The 25,350-nt window shown below is 68.5% G+C and carries 24 protein-coding genes; 10 read left to right on the top strand and 14 right to left on the bottom strand.

Annotated elements, in window-relative coordinates:
* The 4 genes from IE312_RS28615 to IE312_RS28600 all read left to right on the top strand — a co-directional run.
* Positions 1–683: DUF6807 family protein (locus IE312_RS28615; RefSeq protein WP_229900535.1), on the top strand; the 683-nt coding region annotated here is incomplete at its 5' end.
* 89 nt (positions 684–772) lie between these two features.
* Positions 773–2,116, top strand: a complete 1,344-nt coding sequence (locus tag IE312_RS28610) for an ABC transporter substrate-binding protein (RefSeq protein WP_189985191.1) — start codon at positions 773–775, stop codon at positions 2,114–2,116.
* 58 nt (positions 2,117–2,174) lie between these two features.
* Entirely contained in the window at positions 2,175–3,491 is a 1,317-nt protein-coding gene (locus IE312_RS28605) for a pectate lyase family protein (RefSeq protein WP_189985190.1), read from the top strand.
* A 211-nt stretch (positions 3,492–3,702) separates the two neighbouring features.
* Positions 3,703–4,500, top strand: coding sequence for an HAD family acid phosphatase (locus IE312_RS28600; RefSeq protein ID WP_189985189.1), 798 nt, complete (start codon positions 3,703–3,705; stop codon positions 4,498–4,500).
* A 121-nt stretch (positions 4,501–4,621) separates the two neighbouring features.
* Here the strand turns inward: IE312_RS28600 and IE312_RS28595 are convergent, their stop codons facing one another.
* The 5 genes from IE312_RS28595 to IE312_RS28575 form a co-directional block, all read right to left on the bottom strand.
* A complete protein-coding gene (locus IE312_RS28595) occupies positions 4,622–5,503 on the bottom strand; it encodes a hypothetical protein (RefSeq protein WP_189985188.1) in 882 nt (293 codons plus the stop codon).
* Positions 5,500–6,069 carry a SigE family RNA polymerase sigma factor gene (locus IE312_RS28590; protein ID WP_189985187.1) on the bottom strand — a complete coding sequence of 190 codons (570 nt, stop codon included), beginning with the start codon at positions 6,067–6,069 and terminating at the stop codon, positions 5,500–5,502. The genes IE312_RS28595 and IE312_RS28590 overlap by 4 nt, the downstream gene beginning before the upstream one ends.
* 218 nt (positions 6,070–6,287) lie before the next feature.
* Entirely contained in the window at positions 6,288–7,742 is a 1,455-nt protein-coding gene (locus IE312_RS28585; RefSeq protein WP_189985186.1) for a peptidoglycan D,D-transpeptidase FtsI family protein, read from the bottom strand.
* Positions 7,743–7,807: 65 nt separating this feature from the next.
* Complete coding sequence (locus tag IE312_RS28580; protein ID WP_189985185.1) at positions 7,808–8,281, bottom strand: GNAT family N-acetyltransferase; 474 nt, start codon at positions 8,279–8,281, stop codon at positions 7,808–7,810.
* Positions 8,282–8,321: 40 nt separating this feature from the next.
* Positions 8,322–9,092 carry an IclR family transcriptional regulator gene (locus IE312_RS28575; RefSeq protein WP_189985184.1) on the bottom strand — a complete coding sequence of 257 codons (771 nt, stop codon included), beginning with the start codon at positions 9,090–9,092 and terminating at the stop codon, positions 8,322–8,324.
* A 107-nt stretch (positions 9,093–9,199) separates the two neighbouring features.
* On the opposite strand from IE312_RS28575, the gene IE312_RS28570 reads away from it, so the two are divergent.
* From IE312_RS28570 to IE312_RS28560, 3 genes are all read left to right on the top strand, one after another.
* The gene (locus IE312_RS28570; RefSeq protein WP_189985183.1) at positions 9,200–10,729 is read left to right on the top strand and encodes an aldehyde dehydrogenase (NADP(+)); all 1,530 of its coding nucleotides are present in this window, start codon (positions 9,200–9,202) and stop codon (positions 10,727–10,729) included.
* Positions 10,726–11,331, top strand: coding sequence for a DUF1349 domain-containing protein (locus IE312_RS28565; RefSeq protein WP_189985182.1), 606 nt, complete (start codon positions 10,726–10,728; stop codon positions 11,329–11,331). The genes IE312_RS28570 and IE312_RS28565 overlap by 4 nt, the downstream gene beginning before the upstream one ends.
* 81 nt (positions 11,332–11,412) lie before the next feature.
* The gene (locus IE312_RS28560) at positions 11,413–11,919 is read left to right on the top strand and encodes a GNAT family N-acetyltransferase (protein ID WP_189985181.1); all 507 of its coding nucleotides are present in this window, start codon (positions 11,413–11,415) and stop codon (positions 11,917–11,919) included.
* 233 nt (positions 11,920–12,152) lie between these two features.
* Here IE312_RS28560 and IE312_RS28555 read toward each other — a convergent pair whose 3' ends face one another.
* On the bottom strand, positions 12,153–13,334 hold the full coding sequence (locus IE312_RS28555) for a methyltransferase domain-containing protein (protein WP_306419826.1): 1,182 nt from the start codon (positions 13,332–13,334) through the stop codon (positions 12,153–12,155).
* 1,102 nt (positions 13,335–14,436) lie between these two features.
* Between IE312_RS28555 and IE312_RS28545 the strand changes: the two genes are divergently transcribed.
* On the top strand, positions 14,437–15,408 hold the full coding sequence (locus IE312_RS28545; RefSeq protein WP_189985179.1) for a helix-turn-helix domain-containing protein: 972 nt from the start codon (positions 14,437–14,439) through the stop codon (positions 15,406–15,408).
* A gap of 358 nt (positions 15,409–15,766) precedes the next feature.
* Here the strand turns inward: IE312_RS28545 and IE312_RS42200 are convergent, their stop codons facing one another.
* The 7 genes from IE312_RS42200 to IE312_RS28510 form a co-directional block, all read right to left on the bottom strand.
* Positions 15,767–15,982, bottom strand: a complete 216-nt coding sequence (locus tag IE312_RS42200; RefSeq protein ID WP_189985178.1) for a hypothetical protein — start codon at positions 15,980–15,982, stop codon at positions 15,767–15,769.
* Entirely contained in the window at positions 15,982–16,461 is a 480-nt protein-coding gene (locus IE312_RS28535; protein WP_189985177.1) for a phage terminase small subunit P27 family, read from the bottom strand. The genes IE312_RS42200 and IE312_RS28535 overlap by 1 nt, the downstream gene beginning before the upstream one ends.
* Before the next feature lie 694 nt (positions 16,462–17,155).
* Complete coding sequence (locus tag IE312_RS28530) at positions 17,156–17,479, bottom strand: hypothetical protein (RefSeq protein ID WP_189985176.1); 324 nt, start codon at positions 17,477–17,479, stop codon at positions 17,156–17,158.
* A gap of 362 nt (positions 17,480–17,841) precedes the next feature.
* Positions 17,842–18,324: a hypothetical protein gene (locus IE312_RS28525; protein WP_189985175.1), complete on the bottom strand. Its 483-nt coding sequence runs from the start codon at positions 18,322–18,324 to the stop codon at positions 17,842–17,844.
* A gap of 3 nt (positions 18,325–18,327) precedes the next feature.
* Positions 18,328–18,603 carry a hypothetical protein gene (locus IE312_RS28520; RefSeq protein ID WP_189985174.1) on the bottom strand — a complete coding sequence of 92 codons (276 nt, stop codon included), beginning with the start codon at positions 18,601–18,603 and terminating at the stop codon, positions 18,328–18,330.
* Positions 18,604–20,288: 1,685 nt separating this feature from the next.
* Positions 20,289–20,462 (bottom strand): hypothetical protein, encoded by a 174-nt coding sequence (locus IE312_RS28515; protein ID WP_189985173.1) that lies wholly within the window; start codon positions 20,460–20,462, stop codon positions 20,289–20,291.
* Positions 20,463–20,727: 265 nt separating this feature from the next.
* Positions 20,728–22,407: a recombinase family protein gene (locus IE312_RS28510; protein ID WP_189985172.1), complete on the bottom strand. Its 1,680-nt coding sequence runs from the start codon at positions 22,405–22,407 to the stop codon at positions 20,728–20,730.
* Between the two features lie 115 nt (positions 22,408–22,522).
* Here IE312_RS28510 and IE312_RS28505 point away from each other — a divergent pair, with 115 nt between their 5' ends.
* A complete protein-coding gene (locus tag IE312_RS28505) occupies positions 22,523–23,233 on the top strand; it encodes a DsbA family oxidoreductase (protein WP_189985171.1) in 711 nt (236 codons plus the stop codon).
* Positions 23,234–23,329: 96 nt separating this feature from the next.
* Positions 23,330–24,391 carry an aminotransferase class V-fold PLP-dependent enzyme gene (locus IE312_RS28500; protein ID WP_189985170.1) on the top strand — a complete coding sequence of 354 codons (1,062 nt, stop codon included), beginning with the start codon at positions 23,330–23,332 and terminating at the stop codon, positions 24,389–24,391.
* Between the two features lie 63 nt (positions 24,392–24,454).
* Here IE312_RS28500 and thpD read toward each other — a convergent pair whose 3' ends face one another.
* Positions 24,455–25,348 carry an ectoine hydroxylase gene (gene thpD / locus IE312_RS28495; protein WP_189985169.1) on the bottom strand — a complete coding sequence of 298 codons (894 nt, stop codon included), beginning with the start codon at positions 25,346–25,348 and terminating at the stop codon, positions 24,455–24,457.
* Positions 25,349–25,350: the final 2 nt, after the last annotated feature.

Genomic DNA, 25,350 nt, shown 5'->3' with positions numbered 1-25,350 from the left:
TCGAGGGGCACAACTTCTGGGGCGGCCGGACCTTCGTCCGCGACCGGGGCCCGGCCGAGCTGGACGACCACGGCGCCCAGCGGCACGCCGGCTTCCAGCTCCGCGACCCCGACGGCTTCGTGGAGGAGCTGCGCTGGGTCGCCGCCGGCACCGAACTGCTGCGCGAGCGCCGTACCGTCGCCGCCACCGGACTCACCGCCACCGCCTGGGCGCTGGACTTCACCTTCTCCCTCACCAACGTGACCGCGGCGCCCCTGTCGATCGGCAGCCCCGCCACCAACGGCCGGCCCGGCGCGGCCTACGGCGGCTTCTTCTGGCGGGCCCGCAAGGAGGCGGCGGCACCGCGGGTGTTCACCGCCGACCGGGACGGCGAGGCCGGGGTGCACGGCACCCGCGCCGACTGGCTGGCGCTGGCCGGCCCGGCCCCCGCCCGCCAGGACGGAGCGGGGGGCGGGGCGGGCTGGACCCTGGTCTTCGCCGGGGCCACCGAGGACACCCGCCGGGACCCGTGGTTCGTCCGGGCCGCCGAGTACCCGGGCGTGGGTTCCTCCCTGGCGCACGCCGGACGGCTGGCCGTCCCGCCCGGCGGGACCGTCGTCCGCCGGATCGTCACGGTCGTCGCCGACGGCGTGCTGGCCCGCGACGAGGCGGCGGCCCTGGTCCGCAGGGCGGTGGCCCCGTGACCACCTGCACCGATCCGGTCCTGGATCCCGCTTCCGGATCAGCCCCCCACAGCCGCATCACCGTCGGACCCACGAGAAGAGAGCTGATCATGACAAGCAGCATCCGCATCCGCAGAAGCAGGCGCGCCGCCCTGGCCGTCGCCCTGGGCTCCGTCCTCGCGCTGACCGCCACCGCCTGCGGCGACGACGGCAGCAACAGCGCGGGGGATAAGGGGAACGAGGGGTCCGGGAAGGGCACGATCACCTTCTGGGACACCAACGGCGGTGTCCGCACCGACATCTGGAAGCAGATCATCGCCGACTTCGAGCACGCCAACCCGGACATCGAGGTGAAGTACGTCGGCATCCCGGCGGCCGGCGCCCAGTCGAAGTACGACACCGCCATCCAGGGCGGCGGCCTGCCCGACGTCGGCGGTGTCGGCACCGCGATGCTCGCCGAGGTCGCGGTCCAGGGGGCACTGGAGCCGCTGGACGGCCGGCTGCGGAAGAGCCCGCTGAACGGGAAGCTGAGCCGGAACCTGGTCGCCGTCAGCAAGGCGGCGGGCGGCGGGGACACCCTCTACCAGGTTCCGACGTCCGCGAACAACGGCACGCTGTGGTACCGGACCGACCTGTTCGAGAAGGCCGGCCTGGCGGCGCCGACCACCTGGTCGAAGTTCTACGAGGCCGCCGACAAGCTCACGGACAAGGGCAGGAACCGTTTCGGTTTCACCATCCGCGGCGGCGAGGGCGCCATCGCGCCGGCCCTCGACGCGGTGTACGGCCAGAGCGGGATCACGTCCTTCTGGAACGGCGACAAGACCACCGTCAACGACCCGAAGAACGTGGCCGCCCTGGAGAAGTACGTCGCGCTCTACAAGAAGGACACCCCGTCGGCCGACGTGAACAACGACTTCACGAAGATGGTCGCCCAGTGGGACAGCGGCACGATCGGCATGCTGAGCCACAACCTGGGGTCCTACCAGGACCATCTGAAGGCGCTGGGCAAGGACCGGTTCCGGGGCGTTCCCAACCCGACGCGGGACGACGGCACCCGGGTGCAGGTCTCCAACCCGGTGGACGGGCTCAGCCTGTTCAAGTCGAGCAAGAACAAGGCCGCCGCCTGGAAGTTCATCGAGTTCGCCGTCTCCGCCGAGGAGAACTCCAAGTTCAACGAGTCGGCGGGGCAGGTCCCGGCCAACACCGAGGCGGCCCGGGACGCGTGGATCCGGCGGGCCGAGCCGACGAGGCTCGCGGCCGAGGCGCTGAACGGGGGCCGGACGAAGATCGTGCAGCTGCCGTACTACCTGCCCGACTGGAACACCATCTCCAAGGCGGACAACGAGCCGAACTTCCAGAAGCTGCTGCTCGGGAAGATGAGCGCCGAGGAGTTCCTGGACGTCCTGGCCGAGCAGCTGAACAAGGCGCAGGCCGACTGGAAGAAGAACCACTAGCCAAAGGCCGGGGCCCGCACCCGCATCCTGACCCCGTTCACAGAAGGAGAACCGCACCATGCGTACCCCCACATGTCATGCACGGGTCATCAGTGCCCTGGTGGGCGGCACGGCCCTCGTGCTCGCCGTCACCGGCACCGCGTCCGCGCACCCCCTGCACCGGGCCGGCCCCGACCGGCAGGTGCTGCCCGCCGAGGACGGCTGGGCCGCGTACGGCACCGGCACCACCGGCGGAGCCGCCGCCGATCCCGCCCACGTCTACACCGTCACCACCTGGGAGCAGTTCAAGGCCGCCCTGGCCGACGGCGGCAGCGCGCCGAAGATCGTCCGGGTCAAGGGCACCATCGACGCCGACGGGCCGGGCTGCGACGCGTTCGCCGTGCCGGGGTACGACTTCGCCGCGTACCTGAAGACGTACGACCCGGCGGTGTGGGGCCGCGCCAGGAACCTCGACGGCGAGCCCGACGACAGTCCCGAGGGCCTGCGCCGCGCGTCCGCCGCCCGCCAGGACGCCTCCGTGAAGGCGGACGTCCCGGCCAATACCACCGTCATCGGCGTCGGCCGGGACGCCGGCTTCAAGGGAGCCAGCCTCCAGATCAAGGGCGTCGACAACGTCATCGTCCGCAACCTGGCCTTCGAGAGCCCGCTGGACTGCTTCCCGCAGTGGGACCCGACCGACACCGCCGACGGCAACTGGAACTCCGAGTACGACAGCGCCGTGGTCCACGGCTCGACCCATGTGTGGATGGACCACGACACGTTCACCGACGGGGAGCACCCGGACAGCACCCTGCCGTCGTACTACGGCCGGATCTACCAACAGCACGACGGCGAGCTGGACATCGTCAAGGGCGCCGACTACGTCACCGCCTCCTGGAACGTCTTCGAGGACCACGACAAGACGATCCTCGTCGGCAACAGCGACGGCGCCGCCACCGCGGCCGTCGACCGCGGGCACCTGAAGGTCACCTTCCACCACAACCTGTTCCGGAACCTTGTCGAGCGGGCCCCGCGCGTGCGCTTCGGGCAGGTCGACTCGTACAACAACCACTTCGTGGCCGGCGACGGCTTCTCCTACAGCTACGGCATCGGCCTGGAGTCCCAGCTCGTCGCCGAACACAACGTGTTCACCCTGCCCGACGGCGCCCGGGCCGGCTCGATCCTGAAGAAGTGGAAGGACGCGCCGGTCACCGCCGGCGACAACTACGTCAACGGCCGCCCGACGGACCTCGTCGCCGTCCACAACGCGCAAGTGCCCGGCGAGATCCTCCGGTCCGGTGCCGGGTGGACGCCCGTCCTGCGGACCGGGGTCGACCGGCCGCAGGCCGTGCCCGGCCTCGTCGGCCGCTGCGCGGGCGCCGGCCACCTGCGCTGACCCCCGCCGGCCGGGGCGCACGGCGCCCCGGCCGCCCCCGACGCAGGTTGACGGTACGTCAGGCCGGGGCAAACGGACGGCGATGTTCCGGGCGCGGGTGCGGGGCGGCCTCGGATATCGATCGGATAACAAGGCTCGCCGTGGGCGTGTGATGCGCGTAGACAGTCCGTGACCTGGTACATCACTCTCTATCACCAGATCCGGAGAATCCATGCGGAAGTCCCTCAAGGCGGTCGCGGCCGGTGCCGCCTGTGTCGTCGCAGGCGCGGCGCTCTACGGCGCGGGCGCGGCCACCGCCGGTCAGTCGACGGCGAACTCCACCCACGAGCCGTACAACATCGGGCTCCTGGTGAAGGACATCGACACCTATTACGGCACCACCGCCGACAGCAACGGCGTCTACCAGGCGTCCCCGGACAGCCCGTACGCCAAGGACCTGGCGCGTATCGACGCCGATGCCAGGCACTACATCGACAGGGCGGCCCGCAAGGCGCGGCACAAGGGCGAGAAGCCGGCCGTCGTCTTCGACATCGACGACACGCTGCTGCTCAGCCTCGACTACGAGAAGCGCTACAACTACACGTACAACTCCGCCACCTGGGCGGACTACGTGAACCGCGCCGACCGTCCGGCCGTCTTCGGCAGCCCCGAGCTGGTGCGGTACGCCGAGGCCGAGGGCGTCGAGGTCTTCTACAACTCCGGTCTGAGCGAGGCCCAGCGCACCGCCGCGGTGGAGAACCTGAAGAAGATCGGCGCCGATGTGAACCTCGACGCCGGCCACATGTTCCTCAAGGACAAGGCCAACCCGCCGGCCTACCTGAAGGACTGCGCCGTACCCGGTACCTGGAACTGCACGACCGTGCAGTACAAGTCCGGCACGCGCGAGCACATCGAGGACGACCTGGGCTACGAGATCATCGCCAACTTCGGCGACCAGTACTCGGACCTGGACGGCGGTCACGCGGACCGCACGTACAAGCTGCCGAACCCGACGTACTTCGTCGGCTGAGGCCTGTCCCGGGCCTCAGCCGCAGGTCCTGAGCAGCCGCTCGTACTCCGCCCCCGTCACCGGCAGCACCGTGCCGTGGCGGGGGCCGGGGAGCACGTGTGGGGCCCGACTCGTCGGCCCCTCAGGAGCCGTCGGCCGGGCCGGAGTCCGAGCCGGAGCCCGAGCCGTCGTGCGCGTGCGCGGCGAAGTCGCCGCCCACCGCGTACGTGCTTCCCCCGGCCGCCCCGGTGATGGCGTACCTGTCGGCGCCCGCGTCGCGTCCCCCGCGCGTGTGGTTGTACTGCCCCGCGAACACCCACTGCCCCGCGGGCACCGTGCGTCCCCGCTTCAGCGTCCAGGTGTACACGACGAACCCGTCGCGCTCCGCCACGCTCTGGGTGAAGTCCGCCTCCGGCAGCGAACGCCAGGCGCCGGTCGAGGTGACCCCGCCGGTCTGGGCGATCCTCAGCTCGACCGTCAGGGACGTCAACGGCTCGGACGTCTTGAGGGTCAGATCGCTCTGCGCCCAGAAGTCGTTGCTGTGCGGGTCCACCGAACCGTCCGACCACAGCGGACCGTCCTGCTCGGTGCGCGCCGCCGGCGGCCGCGCCGGTGCGGTGCCGCGGGGCGTGCGGGAGGGGGAGGAACCCGGTGTGCCGGACGGCTGCCCGGCGGTTTGGCCGGGCGTGGGCTCCCCGGTGGGGGAGGGGGGACGCGTCGTCGGCGCCGGGGGAGGCGAGGGGGTCGGGGAGACCGCCACCGTCTGCCGGGCCGGCGGGTCGTCCTTCACCGCGGACGCCACCGCGTACCCCCCGACCGCGAGCACGCCGGCGACCGCCGCCGTCGCGGTGGCCACCCTGACCCAGCCGAACACCGGCGGCCGGCCGGCCCGGTGGCCGGGGCGGGACCCCGCGGCCATGCCGCGCTCCACCCGGGCCAGGATGCGCGCGCGGTCGGGTTCGTGGGCCCCGGCCGCCTCGTGCAGCCGGGCGCGCAGCTCGTCGTGCACGTCCTGCCGCCTCATCGGTTCCTTCCTCCGCTCTCGCCGGCCCGGGCCGTCATCGCCGCGTGCACCCGGCGCGGGTCGCTCTGCGGGCCGAGCAGGCGCTGCAGTTCGGCCATGCCCTTGGACGTCTGGCTCTTTACCGTACCCACCGAGATCCCCAGCGCGAGCGCGGTGTCCTTCTCCGACAGGTCGAACGCGTGCCGGAGGACCACGCACGCCCGTTTCCGGAACGGCAGCCGGCGCAGCGCGCTCTGGACGTCCACCACGCCGGCGACGTCCGGGTTCTCGGTCCGCTCCTCGCCGCGCGGCCAGAACAGCGCGATCCGCCGCCGCTCGCGCACCGCGCCGCGGATCCGGGTGCGGGCCAGGTTGGCGACCACGCCCCGCGCGTACGCCACCGGATGGTCGGCCGCGCGCACCCGGTCCCAGCGGTGCCACAGCGCCAGCAGCGCGTCCGCCGCCAGGTCGTCGGCGGCGTCCGCCTCTCCCGTCAGCAGGTGGGCGAAGCGGGCCAGTTCGGCGTGGTGCCGTTCGAAGAAGGCATGGAACTCCACGGAGGCTGCGTCGTCGACGACTGTGCCCACGGGTGACCTCTTCTCGGTGTGCTCTCGTGTGTGTCATGTAAATGACATGCGAGGGTCCGGGGAAGGGCCCGGACGGAGACCGGGAAGCGTAGCAGTGATCGTTTGACGTGCTTGTACGGGGGGTCGGACACCGGTTGGCACACCGAACTCGTCGAGACGGCACGGAAGGGGGCCCTCGCCCGTACACCGTGTACGCGCAACGGCCCCCTTCCGGAGCGTTACTTGAGCGCGGCCCGCATCATCGCCCTGGCGACCGGCGCCGCCAGACCGTTGCCGCTGACCTCGGAGCGCGCCGCGTCCGACTGCTCCACCATCACGGCGACGGCGACCTGCTTGCCGCTGTCGTCGGACGTGCCGTAGGAGGTGAACCAGGCGTACGGCGTCTTGCTGTTGTTCTCGCCGTGCTGCGCGGTGCCGGTCTTGCCGCCGACGGTCACCCCGTCGATCAGCGCGTTCGTACCGGTGCCGTCCTTGACCACCGTCTCCATGGCCGACCGGAGCTGCTCGGCGGTGGCGGAGCTGACGATCTCCGTCGTGTCCGCACCGTCGTCGTAGTTCTCCAGCACCTCACCGCCGCTGTCGGTGATCTGCGAGACCATGTGGGGCGATACCAGCTTTCCGCCGTTGGCAAGGGCCGCGGAGACCATGGCCATCTGCAGGGGAGTGGCCGTGACGTCGAACTGGCCGATGCCGGACAGGGCCGTCTGGGCCTTGTCCATGTTCGAGGGGTAGACACTCGGGTAGGCCCGCACCGGCACGTCCCGCTTGTCGTCGTTGAAGCCGAACTTCTCGGCCATGGCTTTGACCTTGTCCTGCCCCAGCTCGACGGCCATGTGGCCGAAGACGTTGTTGCACGAGTACCGCAGGGCCACCCGGATCGAGGCGTTCCTGCACGGCGCCGACTTGCTCTCGTTCGGCAACTCGCGCACCGTCCCCGGCATGATGTACGGATCGGGGCTGTCGGTGTGCTCGTCCACGTTCTTGTACAGCCCGTTCTCCAGCGCAGCGGCCGCGACGACCAGCTTGAACGTCGAGCCCGGCGGCAGCGGCTGGCGCAGCGCGCGGTTGGTGAGCGGCTTCTCCTCGTCGGCGTTGAGCGTCTTCCAGGCCGTGCCCGCCGAGTTCGCGTCGGTGAGCGAGGCGGGGTCGTACGACGGCGTCGACACCACCGCGAGGATCCTGCCGGTCTTCGGGTCGACCGCGACGGCCGCGCCCTTGGTGCCGCCCAGCGCCCGGTAGGCGGCCTTCTGCACGGCCGGGTCGATCGTCGTGACCACGTCGCCCGGCTCGGCCCGCTCCCCGGTGACGGTGTCCATCACCGTCCTCAGCCGGGGGTCCGTGCCGTTGAGCAGGTCCTTGTAGACCCCCTCCAGCTGGGTGGGGGCGTAGGCCTGCGAGGCGAAGCCCGTCACGGCCGCGTACAGCCTGCCGTCCTGGTACGTCCGCTTGTACGCGAGGTCGCTCCCCTTCGTCCGCGTCGAGCCGGTGACCGCCTCCCCGGCCACGATGATGTTCCCGAGGGGCCGCGAGTAGGTCGCGATCGCGTTCCGCCGGTTGTCGTTGTCGTCCGCGAGGGCCTTGCCGTCGTAGAACTGCAGCCATGTCGCCCTGACCAGCAGGGAGAGCACGAGCAGCAGCGTGAAGACGGACGCCCGCCTGATCGTCTTGTTCATCCCGCTGGAAAGACGATCGGAACCGGGGGGATCGTTCCCTACGCCCGGATTTTCTCATCCGGCGTTCAGGAAGCGGGCAGTACCAGCACGACCTCCTCGATCTCCCGGCCCCGCGCGTTCGCGTACCCCCGGGCCCGGGCCGCCTCGCGGAAACCGCACTTCTCCAGCACGCGCAGCGAGGCGCCGTTGTCGGCCGCCGCCCGCGCGTACAGCGGCCGCTCCGGTACCTGGGCGAGCAGGGCCCGCAGCGCGGCCGTCGCCACGCCCCGGCCCCAGTACGCGCGGTCGATCCAGTACGTCACCTCGCGCTCGCCGGCCACCCCGTAGACGGCCGCGCTGCCGGCCACCGTCCCGTCGGCCAGGACCGTGCGCAGCACGTCGGAGGAGTCCCGCAGGCGCTGCCAGTAGGCGGCGAAGGCCTGCGGGTCGTGCGGGTCCTCCGGACCGAAGGCGGCCATCCGGGCCGCCTCCGGATCGGTCATCTGCCGGTGGAACACCGTCAGATCCTCGTCCTCCACGGCCCGCAGCGTGATCTCCATGGTGCCGAGCCTACGGGCGCCGAGCCTGCGGGCCCGGGGATCAGAGCCTGCGGGTCGCCAGCGTCAGCCGGTCCCGCGCGTCGAACAGCGCGTCCTTGATCATCTGCTCGTGGGCGGGGGTGAGCCGGGCCACCGGCACCGAGCAGCTGATGGCGTCGCGCGCGGGCGTGCGGTACGGGATCGCCACGCCGAAGCAGCGCAGGCCCAGGGTGTTCTCCTCGCGGTCGACCGCGAAGCCCTGTTCCCGGATCTGGCGCAGCTCCTCGATGAGCCGCTCCCGGTCGGTGAGGGTGTGCTCGGTGAGCGCGGGCAGCGTCTCCGGCAGCAGCTTGCGCACCTGCTCGTCGGTGTAGGTGGCGAGGATCGCCTTGCCCAGCGAGGTGGAGTGGGCCGGCAGCCGGCGGCCGACGCGGGTGAAGGGGCGCAGGTAGTGCTGGGACTGGCGGGTGGCGAGGTAGACCACGTTGGTCCCGTCGAGCCGGGCCAGGTGGATGGTCTCGGTGGTGTCGTCGGAGAGCCGGTCCAGGGTCGGACGGGCGGCGGCCACCACCTCGTCGCCGTCGATGTACGAGGTGCCGACCAGCAGCGCCCGCACCCCGATGCCGTAGCGCGTGCCCGTCGCGTCCGTCTCCACCCAGCCCAGCTCCACGAGGGTGCGCAGCAGCATGTAGAGGCTGGACTTGGGGTACCCCACGGCCTCCTGGACGGCCGCGAGGGAGTGCATACCGGGCCGGCCCGCGAAGAACTCGAGCAGTTCCACGGTCCGTACCGCGGACTTGACCTGCGCCCCGCCTGTGTCGCCTGCCGTCATCGCCCTTGGCCCCTTCGTTCGACGAGGACTGAGTTATATAGTCTCCGAGCAGCATATTCACGATCAGAGACGGTGTTCAGTATATCGAACGCCGGGAGGGATCCGCGGTGGCAGCAGCACCAGTCTGGAGTGTCGACCCGCGCACCGGGAAGCAGCGTGAACAGGTTGCGGTGGAGGCCACGGCCCAGGAGGTCGACGCGGCGGTCCGGGCGGCCCACGCCGCGCGCGGCGCCCTGGCCGACCGCACGCTCCGCGCCGCCTTCCTGCGCTCCGCCGCCGCGGGCCTGGACGCGGCCCGGGACGGCCTGGTCGAGACGGCCGACGCCGAGACCGCGCTCGGTCCGGCCCGGCTCACCGGCGAACTCGCCCGGACGACATACCAGTTGCGGGCCTTCGCCGACATCGTCGACGAGGGCGCCTTCCTCGACGTCATCATCGACCACCCCGACGACACGGCCACCCCGCCCGTCCCGGACCTGCGGCGCTACAAGGTGCCGCTCGGGGTCGTCGCCGTCTACTCCGCCTCGAATTTCCCCTTCGCCTTCTCCGTGGCCGGCGGCGACACCGCGAGCGCGCTGGCCGCGGGCTGCCCGGTCGTGGTCAAGTCCCACCCCGACCACCCGGCCCTGTCCGAGCTGGTCGCCGGCGTGCTGCGCCGGGCCGCCGCCGGACACGGCATCCCCGAGGGCGTGGTCGGTCTCGTGCACGGCTTCGAGGCGGGCGTCGAGCTGATCAAGCACCCGCTGGTCGCCGCGGCCGGCTTCACCGGCTCGGTGCGCGGCGGCCGGGCGCTCTTCGACGCCGCCGCCGCGCGTCCCGTGCCGATCCCCTTCCACGGTGAGCTGGGTTCGCTGAACCCGGTCCTGGTCACCGAGGCCGCCGCGGCCGAGCGCGCCGAGGAGATCGGCGCGGGGCTCGCCGGCTCGATGACGCTGGGCGTGGGCCAGTTCTGCGTCAAGCCGGGCCTGGTGCTGGTGCCGTCCGGGGCGGCGGGCGACCGGCTGGTGAAGTCCCTGGCCGACGCCGTCGGCGACACGGCCGCCGGGGTGCTGCTCGACCACCGCATGCGGGACAACTTCGTCGCCGGCGTCGCCGAGCGCGCGCAACTCCCGGACGTGGACGCGCCGGTGGCCCCCGGGGCGGGCGGTGACCACTCGGTCAGCGCCGGGTTCCTCACCGTGCCGGCGGCGAAGCTGTGCGCCGAAGGGGCCCACGACCTGCTGCTCGAGGAGTGCTTCGGGCCGGTCACCGTGGTGGCCCGCTACGCGTCCGAGGCCGAGGCGACGACCGTGCTGTCGCGGCTGCCGGGCAACCTCACGGCGACCGTCCAGGTGTCCTCCGAGGAGGCCGCGGGGCACGGGCGGGGCCCGGAACTGCTGGCCGGGCTGACGCCGTTGGCCGGACGGGTGCTGGTCAACGGCTGGCCGACCGGGGTCGCCGTGGCACCGGCCCAGCACCACGGGGGGCCGTACCCCGCGACCACGTCCACGTCCACCTCGGTGGGCGGTACGGCCGTCGAGCGGTGGCTGCGGCCCGTCGCGTACCAGAACGCGCCCGAGGCCCTGCTGCCGGCCGAGCTGAAGGACGACAACCCGCTGGGGCTGCCCCGGCGGTTCAACGGGGCCCTGGAGCGGTGACGGGGCCGGCACTCCCGCAGCTGCCCTTCGCGCTGCGCGCCCACGGGCCGGACGGCGACTGGTCCTACGCGGACGGGGTGCTCACCGGACGGGCCGGGGCGCGGACGGACCGGTTCGTGCCGCCCACCGGGGAGGATCTCGAACCCGCCTCCGACGCGCCCCGGCTGCTCGGGGCGCCGGAGGGGGACTTCCGGCTGGCCGCGCGGGTCACGGTGGGGTTCCGTGCCCCCTTCGACGCCGGCGCGCTGTACGTCCACGCCGGCGACCGGGCCTGGGCCAAGCTGTGCCTGGAGTACTCCCCGCACGTGCCGACCGTGTGCACGGTGGTCACCCGGGGTCACTCCGACGACGCCAACTCCTTCACGGTGCGCGGCGACTCGGTGTGGCTGCGGGTCAGCCGGACCGGACGCGCCTTCGCCTTCCACGCCTCCCCGGACGGGGAGCACTGGACCTTCGTCCGGCTCTTCACCCTCGGCGGGGACACGGCCCCGGCCCTCGTCGGCTTCCTGGCCCAGTCGCCGGTCGGCGAGGGGTGCGCGGTGAGGTACGACCGCATCGCGTTCACCCCCGGCCCACCGGACGACCTCCGCGACGGCAGCTGAGCAGCGGCCCAGGGGCGGGCGGGCCGGCGGGCGGGCAGGGGAGGGCGGAACCGGGTGGAGGGCGGTGGCGTCCTCCGGTGCATGATCCATGATCGTGTGACCGGGACCCGCGTCATCCGTACCGCCCTGCCCGCCGAGGCGGAGATCATCGCCGACCTCCATCTCAGGGCCCGGTCGACGTACTACCCGGACGGCGTCCCGCAGGCCGACTTCGACTGGGGCGAGGCCTGGCGGGAGTCGATCGCGCGCCCCGACGGACAGGTGCTGTGCGCGGTCGAGCAGGGCCGGATCGTCGGCATCGCCTCCTTCCGCGTCCCGGAGGGCGCCCCCGCCGACACCGTCAAGCTGTTCCAGTTCCACGTCGATCCCGATCACTGGCGCGCCGGCATCGGAACGGCGCTGCACGCGGCCTGCACCGAGCAGTGGCGGGCCGACGGCCGGCGGACGGCCGTGCTCGACGTGCACGCGGACAACCGGCGCGCCCAGGCCTTCTATGCCCGCCAGGGCTGGCGGCCGGACCCCGCGCACCCGCCCGCCGCCGACGACCACCACCTCTTCCTGCGCTTCGACGTGCCGGCCCGGGAATGAAACCGCCTGCTTGAACGTTCACGTACCGGCCGGGGAGAGCCCCCGCACCCGTACGACCCGGAGAGAGCCGAAGACATGCGCGTCGAGATCTGGAGCGACATCGCCTGTCCCTGGACCAACAGAGCCATAGGTTAGCGCACAGCCCCTGACCAGCGCAGATGAACGCAGGAAGCCCCGCCCGTGCGCTACGGCGGATGAGCGCACAGACGGGGCCAACGGTCACGCGGACCGCGCTACAGGCTCCCACGGATGGGCACGGGGTTGTCCGGCGAGTCCAGCCACACCCGCTCGCCGTCGCCGTCGACGGTCAGGCCGAATCGCTCGAATCCGGGACGGCCCTGTTTCTCCCACCAGAGATAGGCGGTCTCCACCTCGTCCCACAGCTTGCGCGGGCCGGACTGGTAGACCTCGAATTCCTCCCGGTCTTTCTCGTAGTCCGCTGTCGCCCACGACGTGACGGCTGTGTCCCGCAGCCACAGCGTGTAAGAGCCGTCGCCGTACGACTCCATCCACGGAAACGCCTCAGGCACCTGCACGCCGATGGCGAACATGACCGGCCAGTCACCCAAGGCATCCGGGGAAATCGGTGTGACGCTGCGAGTGCCGTCCGCAGGCCACTTCCGGCCCCCAAGGTACTCACGGACGTGCGTCCGCTTCACCCGCTGATCCCGCAGCCGCATGAACGCCGACGAGCTGACAAACGGGCCGGATGCCGAACCGTCCTCGGCAACGGTCAGCCGAACCACACCTTCCCCGCCGTAGGTCGGTCCCCATGGGGAAACGATGATCCCGCCCGGTTTCGTCTGTTCGATCCAGCGACGGGGAACGCGGCCGATTGATGCCGTGACGATCACGCGGTCATAGGGCGCACCCTCGGCGTACCCTTCGGCCCCGTCCCCGATGATCGAGACGGGATCGAATCCGGCGGCATTCAGACGCTTGCGCGCCTCCCTCGCGCTGTCCCCGTCCACCTCAACGGTGAACACGTTCTCAGAGCCGAGGCGGTGACACAGCAGCGCGGCATTCCAGCCGGTACCGGTTCCAATCTCCAACACCCGCTGACCCGGTTCGACGCTCAGCGCGTCCAGCATCGAAAACACCATGGTCGGCATGGAGTTGGAGCTAGACGGGATCTTGCCTTTACCGGGTCCGGCGTAAGAGCCGTCGTCCCATTGGGTCGTGATCGGCGCGTCACGGTAAACCGCCGACCACCAGACGTCGGGTTCCTCACTGCGAATTACGCGGTCATCCTGGCGGTTCATGCCGGCTCGGCCCGGCCAGATCATTTCCGGGATGAACAGATGACGGGGCACTGCCTGATAGGCGGGCAGCCAATCGCTTGTCAGCGCACCCTTTTCCATGAGAGCGGAGGCGAGCCCCTCAGGACCCGCCCCCTTCACGTCGTCAGTGCTCACTGATCAGCGGCCGTCCGCCGGGCCCTGGCCGTCGTTCGTGTTGCCGCCCTCGTCCGAGCCGCCCCCGCCGTGCTTGTTCCCGCTGTCGCTGTCGTCCTGCGGGTTACCGCCGTCGGCCATCGTGAGCCACCATGCACGCATTTCTGTACCTCCCACTTTTCAGCGGACCGACGCGCGATTACGCATCGGCAGTATTGCCCGCCCCTGCCGGAAATCGAATGGAAGACGGGGGAACCTCCGATTCTCATGCGTCAGCAGGGGCGGAGTTCAGGAATTCCAGCCACGGGCGACTATCAGCGCGACGGTAGCCGCCCAAGCCAGCCATGCCAGCAGGGCCAGGAAGCCGCGTAATCGCCTCACAGCGGAGCGAGCCGGGACGGGCGAGCCAGCCACTCCCGACCCCCGCCACTCGGCCGGACGAACGCAACCGTTCGCTTGACCCGCTCACCGGGTTTCTCTGCCGGGTCTTCCCACTCCTTCATGATGTCGGTGAGGACACCGGACCGCTGTCCGTCCGTCACGGTCTTGCCGATGTGGTCACGGGTGACAGCCACTACGCCCCCTCTCGTCGCCGGGCGCACAGCTCGCACGGGAACGGGCAGGGAGGCAGCGACTTGGGCGGGAACGCGATCACCCCGGACGCCGGGTCAAGGGTGCCGCCGTACTGCGCCCACCAGTCGCCGTCTGCGGGCCGTTCAGACCCTTCAACGAGGCTGACTAGCTCCGGGGCCGGTAAGGCGCTCACACGGGCGTCTGCGGGCTTCTGCGGGACTGTCACACTTCCCCCCTGGCGACCGGTCCGCACTCCCCGTCGAAGTGACGGTAGGAGACGTTCGCGGGCGGGCCGGATGCGCGCTCAGCCGTCGTCCGCCGTACAACCTGATCCCTGCCGATGGCGTGGCCGCACTCGGCGCACTTGCTGCCAGGTGGTGCGTACGTCGCATAGTCGTATCCGCTGTCGGCCGTCGGCAGAGGCACTTGCGCCACCCTTTCTCGCTGGATTGGGCCTGCTCCACCATGCTCCGACTTCCCGTGATCACACGGGAGTTGACCAGGGTTGACTACTCTGGAAGCACCACCTGTCAACCCCCAGAGGTTCACGATGCGTGACGACTTTGCCGATCTTGCCCGTAGGGCACTGCGCGACGCCGGATACTCAATGAAAGCCGCCGCACGGGAAATGCACTACGACCCGGCGTATCTCTCCCGCGTCTTGAACGGAAAGCAGCGGCCATCCAAAAAGCTCGCTCACGCGCTGGATTGCCTGACCGGGGCCGGTGGCGCGTTGGCCGGAACGGTCCTTGATGACGACGACGCATCACGGGTCGCCCGCAGCTCGGCCAACCCTTCCCGGCTGGATGCTGGAACCGTTGACGCTCTCGCTGGCGTGCTGGCCGCATATCGCCGACTGGACGACTCGGCACAACCCCGCAGCGTGATCCCGGCAACCATGGTTCAAATGCGGGAAGTTACCCGAATGCTCAAGGAAGCTCGGGGGCCGCACAGAGACCGACTATCCGACGTTGCATCAGAATGGGTCCAGTTCGCCGGATGGCTATTCGCACAAACGGGCGAATACGTCGAAGGGGTGCGGCTCCTCAATGAGGCAGTTGAGCTTGCCGACGAAACCGGGAACGGCACTCTTGCCGCCCAGGCGCTGAACTTCAAGGGCTACATCGCCCGTCAACAGGGACGGCCGCAAGGTATCGCCCGTTGGTTCGGAGCAGCAGCAAACACACCCGGAGCCCACCCCGCACAGCGAATCGGGGACTACCTACAGGCGGCGGGTGGACTTGCCGAGATGGGCGAGCATGACGCCGCACTGCGGACAGCGGAGCAAGCGGAAAAGCTCATGGACAAGGCCGCCGTACTCTCTCCGCCGGAAACTGCGTATTGGCTTACGCCGAACTTCAACCGGCTGAACATGGGACTTTGCACGTTGGCTCTGGGGAGATACAGCGAGGCGGCTGACCATCTGAGAACCGGTCTCGCTGGCCTGCCGGATGAACTCAAGGATGCCCCTTGGGCATGGGAGCACAAGGAAGCACTACGGCGCGCAGTGGAAGCGGCCTAGCAAATCAAGGGGCACGGAACCCTTGGGAGCACTGGGCAGCAACGCCCCGAGTCCCCGAGCCGGCGAGCCCTGCTACCTTGCTTTCAAAGGTGCCCATAAATGCGAAATACCCCCGACAGCGGGAAGCCATCGGGGGCAGCACCTACAAACGATTGTAGGTGATCAGGTGGTGGGCACTCGGCGCGTGTGTCCGGTCGCGTGTATGACGGTACCGGACGGGAGCTTGAGATAATCCGCATACAGGTCCAGCGCGCGTATGACAGCCTCGCTCGCTGTCTCACAGGCGGATAGCCGCTGTATGACATCTAGATTCGCGCGGGATTCCTCGGTATGACGGACACTTAGGACCTTAGGCTTCTTAGGCATCGCCCGCCGACTCCCACTCGCGAATCGTAGCTTCGGGGATTAGATGCGCAGGCGTCCCAATCCCGGCACGTCGAATGTTGTCGATGGCTTGCATGCGGGTCCGGCGCTTACGGTCCTCTATCGCTTCCCGCTCGCGGTACTTACGCTTCGCTGCTGTCATCAGTTCGGCCCACTGGGCTATCGCAGCGCGGAAATCGTCGTCAATCATCAGTCCCAAATCCCGTCCGGGTCGTCGTCCTCGTCCGGCGCAATCACAGTGATTCGCGCGGCAGCGGACGGGGAAAGTCCTAGTTCCACTCGCGCAGCCTTCAAAATGTTCGCGTACGTGTTCAGTACCGTCGTCGCCGGATTCTTTACAAGCACGCCATTCACGCCGACTACGAGCAGACCGTCACGGCTGATGATTCGCTCGGCCTCCCACACGCGAGCCTGCGCCGTGCAGAAGGTCACAACCACCTCTCGCTGTGCGTCGCTGATTCGCGTTGCGGCCGACAGCGCGGGAACGATCCGCCGCCAGATATCCGATGCGTCCGCCTTCACCTTGCTAGCGTCCGGGCCGTCACCAATCACGGTGGACCAATCCGGCTCAGTCAGGTCACTCGGTGGCAGCGATAGGCGGTCGGCGTGACGATCGGGCCGATACGTGCCCTCGCGGAAATGCTGACTGATTGGCTTGGTAGCAGTCATGGGGTTTCAACTCCCGTGCACAAAGGCGCGACGTCGCGCCACAGAAAATGGTTTTTACTGACGGGGCACCGAAAGACCTCCCTGCCGCGCCGCATTTTGGGTCGGGGGGAGACCCTGCCCAGGGGGGTGGGGGTCGGTACGGCAAAGCGGGACTCACCTCGTCGCCGGTAAGCCCGCTCAGTGCATCTGTCGTGGCCCTCGCTGACGAGTAGGCCCCTCTGCCTGTCTCAGGCTCAGAAAGGCTCTCAGCGAGCAATACAGCCCGCCCAGTTAGAACGGCGGAACGTCTCGGCGCACTCGGGGAGTGTCCTGATAAACCCGCGCTGTGGCCTCTCGCTGCGAACGCTGCTCGGCATACCATCCGCCCGGCTCACGCTTAGGCCGTTCCTTTGCATCGCATGCCACGCACAACGGCCTCAAGTGCTTAAAGGCATCGGGACTCGGCTCACCCCTTGCCACTAGGTCACGCCGACTGATCGGCCAATGGTCGGCAACCTTGGCCGCCTGCCCACAAAGCACACACCAAGGATTCTGATAGATGAATCGCGGCTGCACTCGCTCACGCCAATTACGGCCGTACGCAGATCCACCCCGATTGGTGCGCTGCTTTCCTCGCTGCTTAGCGTGCTCGGCGCATGGACCACCAGTCGTCAGCTCAGGGCACCACGGAACAGCGGAACAGGGGACCAGGGGCTTACGCGGCATGGGGGGTGTCCTCGTCAGCCAGTAGGGATATCTCGTAAGTGTGGGGGTGTTCCTCGCAGCCGGTGATGTTCTCGACTTCCACCCGCACGGCCCGAATTCCAGCAGGGAAGGAAACATGCGACATGAGCTGAGAACCGGTTAGGCAGGCCCGCGCCAATAGGTCGCCGCACTCGCTGTATGCGGACACCTCGTAACCGTGCTCGCAGCGAATCACCGGCTGCACCATGAGAATTCCAGCAGGGGCACTGCCGACCGGTACCGGCTCGGTGCTGTGGGTGGCCCCGGTTGCTAGGGCTGCAACGTCGTTCAGCATGGGACTCCTTCACGCCAGCACACGAGCCAGCGAAGTTGTGTGCGGACATAGCCGCAGGCCAGAAAGGGGGCCAGTTTCCGCCGGCTCCGGCCCCCCTCTTGCGTCAGCGAACCGCTAAGCAACCTGCGGGATGACCGGCGGATTGATCGGATTACCCGCAGCGTCCCGAGGGGTCACATCGAATGCCACTAGGTCACCGTGTCGGGCCCCGCCGTAAACGCGCACGTATTCGACACCACGCCGCATGACAGAACCGGTGTAACCAACGGGCACGGAATCGGCCCACGCTGGGGAACCGTCAGGCAGGCGAGGGAAGAACGGGTAATCGCCATTCGGTCCGGGGTCTAGTGCATCCTGCGGCATTACGCGCCCTCGCCGCTCAGGTAAGCCTCACGCTTAGCGTCTAGCTCATCGGCGAAATCCGCGCCTACCTCGGCCGCCTTACGGTCAGCCAACGCCACTAGGTCGCCAATAAGTGAGCTGTCATAGAGCTGATTCTCAGGAACGGTGACGGACTCTCCTAGCTGAGTCTGCGCGTTCTGTGCAGCCGTGAGAATGTGCCCACGCTTGTAGCGGTAAGCCCGGTACTCGACAAAAGCAGCGAACCAAGGCTCATCGGAAACCAGCGTCAGAAAATGCTCTAGTGCTTCCCCCTCCGCCTTTCGATTCTCCTCCTCATCGGCTCGCCAATTGCCGACCGTGCGCCGGTCGTAATCACGGGCCCGCTCATCGCGCTCAGCGGCCAACCTCGCCGCCTTTTCGGCCTCGGCGGCCTCAAGCGCTTCTAGCTCCCTCTGCGCCTTTAGTGCGGCCTCTCGCGCCTTCTGTAGCTTCGCGTCAGTCATTGGTTAGGCTCCCTTGTTCAGCGAGGAGTAGGCGGCGGAAAGGTTGTCGGCGGTAGCCGGGGCCGAGATCTCACGACCAGCAGCGCCAGCAGCCTTCTTGGCGTCCGAGTAATAGCCAAGAGCCATGCGCAGCGAGGGAGTAAGCTGCTCGCCCTTTGCGGCCAGCTCAGCAGCATTTTCCATCTCGGGGTCATACCGGAAGGCATCAGCGCGAGCACGTAGGACACGCTCAATGCCGTCAGGGTTGGAACTGGGGTCAATGTTGTCTCGCGTGTTCACGCGCCGTTCTCCTTGATAGCTAGTCCGGCGAAATAGCCTCGCCGTTCGGTTCGGAAGTGTTGGTATCCAGCGGCCCCAATGAGCCGCACGAGCGAATCCATGGGAACCGGGCCGACACCGTTTGTGCCCGCCCACCGATTCACAGCAGCGGATAGGGCGTGCTCCTCGGCATAGGAAGTCGGGCCGTCCTCAGTGGTCGCACGCAGAGCACCGAACACAACCGCGCGGTAAGCGGCATCGTTGCGCATTGCGGGAAACCTCCAGGTACGCAAAAAGCCCCCTCGCCCGGTCTCCGTTACAGACCAAGCGAGGGGGCTACCCAGCGAGCGTCACGCCGTCCATGCGTGCGTGAATCCAACTCGCCGAAGATCAGGGGGAATGCGGGTAACGGCCGCAAGCACCTACGAACGTTCGTAGGTGGTCAGCAGCAACCCGGCCGAATGACCGACCGGGTTACTCGTTCGCTGTCAGAGACGGATACAGCCTCCACTCACTACGCGGTGAGTTGGTTAAGCGGCTGCGCCTCACTGTTCAGTGAGTGAGTTGGTTAAGTCACCCCCGAGCCGGCTCGGCCCGTCAGCGCCCCTCTAAGCCCCTATCGGCTCGTCCCAGGTGAGTGGCTCCTGCCGACTCCTGAAACGGCCTCACACGGCCGCTCAGCGGCTTACAGCGGGGTCGCATGCTTCCGCTGCCGGTAAGCCTTTTGCCTATGCGCGTTCGAGCAGTAGCGGCGGGCACGGCCGGAACCATCCCAGCCCGCATTGTTCTCGCACCCGTCCAGCTCGCAGACAGATTCCCAGCGGGTTTCCTCCGCCTCAGCCTTTGCCCGGTACGCACAGTTCTCGGAACAAAACCGCTGACGGTCGTTCTTGGGCTCGTAAGCGTCTCCGCAGTGCTCGCAATCCCGCCCCAAGAGCTTTGCTTGATACTCATCGGACGTGAGCTTGCGTGCGCGCTTACGAGCCTGCCGACAGGCATTGGAACAAACGACTTGCTGTCGGCCGGTCAGGACTGTGTCGCAGACCTCGCAGCGAGGATCACCAAAAATCAAGGGCAGTCCACTCCTTCCAATGGGTGTTACGTTCCGGCATGTAGTTGTACCTAGTTCCGGAGTTGCTAGTAGAGACTCTTATAGGTATACCTAGAATGTAGTTCACTTCTACACAAACTACATTTCTAGAGTTTCTGTACTAGCTCCCCGCTCGCTGCTCTCGCTGTTTCCTCGTCTGATAGGCCGCACGGTCCCGGCAACGCTTCCCGCAGTAAAGGGCAGTGCGGCCCGGCTGTCCCGGCTCCCTGTGAGGAATAGGGTTCTTACATGCGGGAAGTGCGCATTCCTGGCCGGTCAGGACCGACTCAGCGATACGCAACGCCGTCTCTATGCTCCCGTAGGCATAGGCGAGAGAGCCGGAAGGTGAACGCCGACTCTGGCCGGTAAGTCCGTCGCCTATCTCTCGGTGTGCTGCTCGAAGGGCCGTCAGCAATTCGGTGTAGTTCGGAACTTCCACGTTTCAGTTCTCCGTTCATTCGGCGGAATCACTCTTTGTGTGTCCGCGCTTTCGGCGTAACCATGCCGCTCGGCTCCGCGCTTTCGGTGGAATCGAGTGCAGCCCTCAGCGCTTTCGGCGAAATCAAGGAAAATGAAAGCCCCCGCCCAGGGAGTGGCGGGGGTTGTCTGTGAGGAGCTATGCCGCCTCAGCGATCAGCAGCGCAAGGCGTGCTGCCTGTAGGTCTGGGGAGTTGCCCAGGTTCTTTCGGAACGCGCGCACGAGCTTGCCTCGCTTGCTGCTCCTCTCATTCGCCCACGCGTTCATACGCGCGCTGAGCGTTTCAAGGTCAAGGGTGTTCGTGATCGGCACCGCGCAACCTCCTCGCTGTCTCTCCTACTGCGGGGCTCTACGCATCAGAGAGGGTGCGGGTTAAGTGCCCGTCCCTCTCCCGTTGATCTCGCGGTGAGCTGGTTAAGCGAGGGGCTGTAAACGACCGTGGTGGCTTTCTGATGATCCGTCAGATATTCGAGCCGGCTCGGGGTGCATGGAAGCCCTGTACGGCTGTCTGCGGGCACGAGAAAGCCCCGGCAGGGAAGTTGTCCCGCCGGGGCCCTCGGAGCGCGTACGCGGCCGTCTAGCGCGTTGCCTCCACGAGCCTCACGCCCGCCTCAAAGGCCGTGTCCCATGCCGGGTCGCTGGCCTCTCGCCAATGGAACTCCAGCCGGTCAATCGCGGGCACTCGATGCCCCCGGCCCTTGGACGGCTTAAGGGTGATTCCCTTCTTCGTCAGCGCGGCTTGCAGTAGTGCCCGCTGTCCGGCAACGCCAGCCCCGTTCCACAGTGCTGCGAGTGCTTCCGGATCCAACAGCGGGGACAAGTCCGCTTCCCGCGACAGTTCGGCGAGTTCGGCCTTGAGGGATTCGATCTGCGCGTCAAGCTCGCGCTGTAGGTTTTCGTATTCAGCCTCGCTCATGCGAGTGGCAACGATGAACATCTTTCGGAGTTTGATCTCTCGGCCCACCGCCGATTCCAGTGCTGCCGTGACCTGAGCCTTACGGTTCTCCTTTTCGGGGTCCTTGTAGGCCAGCCATTCGCGGGCGATTTCGTGGAGCGTGGCCGACTCGGGGGACAGGCTCAGAATGTGCGCGAACCATGCTTGGGTAACGGCGTCGTCGGCGCGCTCCCGCCCGATGGAAACTCCCTCGCAGACGTGCGCCCCCTCGTTGGTTCGGGTGTAACAGCGGTAAGCGGGCCCGCTGCTGACTTCCTTTGCGGCGCACCGGCCACAGTGCATGATCCCCGAAAGAAGGTTGGAGATCTCCCGCTTTCCCCGTGCGCGATTGCCTACGGGGCCGTTCTTCTGTGCACGACTCGCCAAGATTTCTTTGATCTTGACGTGTTCCGCGAACGTGATCACGCCCTCGCCGCAGGAAACAGGGTTCCCCTTCTTGTCGAACAGCGGAGTACCGCCACGGTGGTATTTGCCGGTCCAGCGGCCGTTCTTGTCCAGCATCCTTTCCCGCTGTGCGACGAGACCGGCCCAAGTCACAGCGTGGGCAAGCGCGATGATCCCCGTTGCCTGCCAATTCTTGCCGTGGCGCGTCTTCAATCCTTCCTTGTTGAGCGTTTCAGCGATCCATGCGGGAGTCTTGCGATCCAACAGGTATTCGGCTATTCGTCGGGCCGTCGGGTATTCCTTGGGGTCGTGTTCTAGCCGACCCTCGCCCTTGACAGCGCGCAGGCCGTAGGGCGTAACGCCACCGGTCCACTTACCGTCTGCCTTGTGCGAGTCCATACCCAGCTTCACGAATTCGCCGAGTTCCGCCACCTGTTCGCGCGCCTGCTCTGAAAACAGCGCCATGAAGGTGCGGCCCCGGACGGAATCGAGGTGTTCGACTACCGAGTAAAGGCGCGCTGCCTGTTCTTCGAACTTGTCGAGAAGCAAACCAACCTGCCCCGACCCTCGGCGAGAGAGGCGAGACATCTTGTAGACGTACAGCGTCTTGGAAAGTCCAGCTTCCGCAACAGCGGCCGTCGCCTTTTCGAACTCCTCGCGGCGAACGTAGCTCTTGCTTGCACTCTTCTGCTCGAACCAGATGTGCCGAATTCGCTTGCCTTCCTTGGCAGCGTGCGCACACATACGGCGGACTTGTTCGCGGAGTGCGCTAAGCGAATCCTTCTTCTTGCTGCGGCGGACGTACATTTCCGCGAGTTCGGCGGGGGAGCCTACAGCGGGCAGCCAAAGGCCAAGCTCTTTGAGTTCGTCGTCCTCGAAACCGAGGGAACGCAGCGCGGGGTAGTCGTCGCGGTGCATGCGTCTTGGTCCAATCTCCGAAGTCGGACCGCCCCGATGCTGTGTGGTTCTTCCACTCGGCGAATCCTTCACGATTCACGAGCGGTTTGGTTAAGAACCCCAGGTCAGAGCGGTTGTGGCTTCGTTGGTCCAAGCCTGCCCCTGGTGCTATGTGGGCAAGGCCCGCTTCGAGAAGGCGCTGGCTGCCTTCCCGCACCGCGACCGGGTCGAGGTGGTGCACCGCTCCTTCGAGCTGGACCCGGGCCGCGCCAAGGGCGACGTCCAGCCGGTCATCACCATGCTGACCGGGAAGTACGGCATGAGCGAGGCGCAGGCCCAGGCCGGCGAGGACAACCTGGGCGCGCAGGCCGCCGCCGAGGGCCTGGACTACCGCACCCGGGGCCGCGACCACGGCAACACCTTCGACATGCACCGCCTGCTGCACTTCGCCAAGGAGCACGGCCGGCAGGACCGGCTGGTCGGGATCCTCTACCGGGCGAACTTCGCCGAGGAGCGGTCCGTCTTCACCGAGGGCGCCGACCGCCTGGTGGAGCTGGCCGCCGAGGCCGGTCTGGACGCCGGCGCCGCCCGAGCGGTGCTCGCCGACCCCGACGCGTACGCCGAAGAGGTCCGCGCCGACGAGCGTGAGGCCGCCCGGCTCGGCGCCACCGGCGTGCCGTTCTTCGTCCTGGACCGGACGTACGGTGTCTCCGGTGCCCAGCCCGCCGAGGTCTTCACCCAGGCGCTGGCCCAGGCCTGGGGCGACCGCTCCCCGCTGCAGCCGGTCGGCCGGGGGGACGCCGAGGCCTGCGGACCGGACGGGTGCGCAGTCCCGCAGAACGGGTGAAACCCCAGGTCGCCGCGGTCGTATAAGCAGCGCTAAGAGGAGCCGCGTAAAAGTTCGCGATGGACGGGAGGTTCCACCGGCCCGCAGAGTGGACCCATGGCAACCACGGAGACGTTCGAGAGCCTCGTCCGCGCCGAATTCCGTCCGAGGAGCAGCTACCTCAACACCGCGAGCAACGGCCTGCTGCCCGCCCGTGCCGTCGCCGCCCTCCAGGAGGCGGCGCTGCTGCGGGCCGAGGGCCGGCCGCTGACCCCGCTGTACGAGGACGTGGAGGCGAGCCGGGCCGCGTACGGCCGGCTCGCCGGCGTCCCCGCCGACCGGGTCGCGGCGGGCGCCTCGGTCGCCGCGCACACCGGCGTGATCGCCGCCTCGCTGCCCCCGGGCGCCGAAGTCCTCACCGCCGAGGACGACTTCACCTCGGTGCTCAACCCGTTCCACGTCCGCGGCGACCTCAAGGTCCGCGCGGTCCCGCTGGAGCGGATCGCCGACTCCGTCCGCCCGGGCACCGCGCTGGTCGCGGTCAGCGCCGCCCAGTCCGCCGACGGGCGGATCGCCGACCTGCCCGCCCTGCGCGAGGCCGCCCGCGCCCACGGCACCCGCACCTACGTCGACTTCTCGCAGGCCGCCGGCTGGCTGCCGATGGACGCGGACGCCTACGACTTCACCGCCGCCGTCACCTTCAAGTGGCTGCTCGGCCCGCACGGCGCGGCCTTCCTCACCGTCCCCGAGGACTTCGGCGGACTGACCCCGCTGCTCGCGGGCTGGGTCGCCGCGGAGCGGCCGTGGGACAGCTGCTACGGCCCGGTCGCCGAACTCGCGCGTTCCGCACGCCGGTTCGACCTCACCCACGCCCTGTTCACCTACGCGGGACTGCGGCGCTCGCTGGAGCTGATCGAGGAACTCGGCGTGGACGCCGTGCACGCCCACGACGTCGCCCTGGCCGAGCGGTTCCGGGCGGGACTCGCCGCGCTCGGACACGAGCCGGTGCCCGCCCCCGGCTCGGCGATCGTCTCCGTCCCCGGACTCGGCTTCCGGCAGCCGGAGCTGAGCGCGGCGGGCATCGAGGTCTCCGACCGCGCCGGCCACCTGCGCGCGGCGTTCCACCTCTACAGCACGGCAGCGGACGTGGACCGGCTGCTGGACGCGCTGTCCGGCTGACATGACCGGGCCGGGGCCTCCCGTCCCACACGAGGAGGCCCCGGCCCGGTGTCCATGGGGCGGCTAGCGCACCGGGGTGAAGTCCCTCGCCCCGATGTACTCCGGCCGGCGCACGGGCGCCGCGAACGGCTCCACCGCGGTGTTCTCCACGCTGTTGAACACGATGAAGACGTTGCTGCGCGGGAACGGCGTGATGTTGTCGCCGGAGCCGTGCATGCAGTTGCAGTCGAACCAGGTCGCCGAGCCGGCCCTGCCGGTGAACAGCCGGATGCCGTACTCGCTCGCCAGCGCGGTCAGCGCCTCGTCGGACGGCGTGCCCGCGTCCTGCATCTGCAACGACTTCTTGTAGTTGTCCTTCGGCGTGGCACCGGCGCAGCCCAGGAACGTCCGGTGCGAACCCGGCATGATCATCAGGCCGCCGTTGGTGTCGTGGTTCTCGGTCAGCGCGATCGAGACGGACACCGTGCGCATGTTCGGCAGGCCGTCCTCGGCGTGCCAGGTCTCGAAGTCCGAGTGCCAGTAGAAGCCGCTGGCGCCGAAGCCCGGCTTGACGTTGATCCGGGACTGGTGGACGTACACGTCCGAGCCGAGGATCTGCCGGGCCCGGCCGACCACGCGCGGATCGCGGACCAGCTCCGCGAACACCTCACTGATCCGGTGCACCTCGAAGACCGAGCGGATCTCCTGCGACTTCGGCTCCACGACGGAGCGCTCGTCGGCGCGGACCGCCGGGTCGGCGACCAGCCGGTCCAGCTCACGCCGGTACACCTCGACCTCGCTCGGGATGATCAGCTGGTCGACGGCGAGGAAGCCGTCCCGCTCGTACGCCTGGAGGTCGGCGGCCGGGATCGGGCCGGGGGTGTCGGGAGAGCCCCAGACGACCGGGTCCTGGCGGGGGGCGGTCACCTCGCCGGTGCCGCGGGTGGGGTACAGGTCGGTGACGGTGGCGGTGGCCATCG

It is taken from the genome of Streptomyces capoamus, assembly GCF_014654935.1.
In the GTDB taxonomy this organism is placed as follows: Bacteria; Actinomycetota; Actinomycetes; order Streptomycetales; family Streptomycetaceae; genus Streptomyces; species Streptomyces capoamus.
This window is presented reverse-complemented; position numbering and strand designations above follow the sequence as displayed.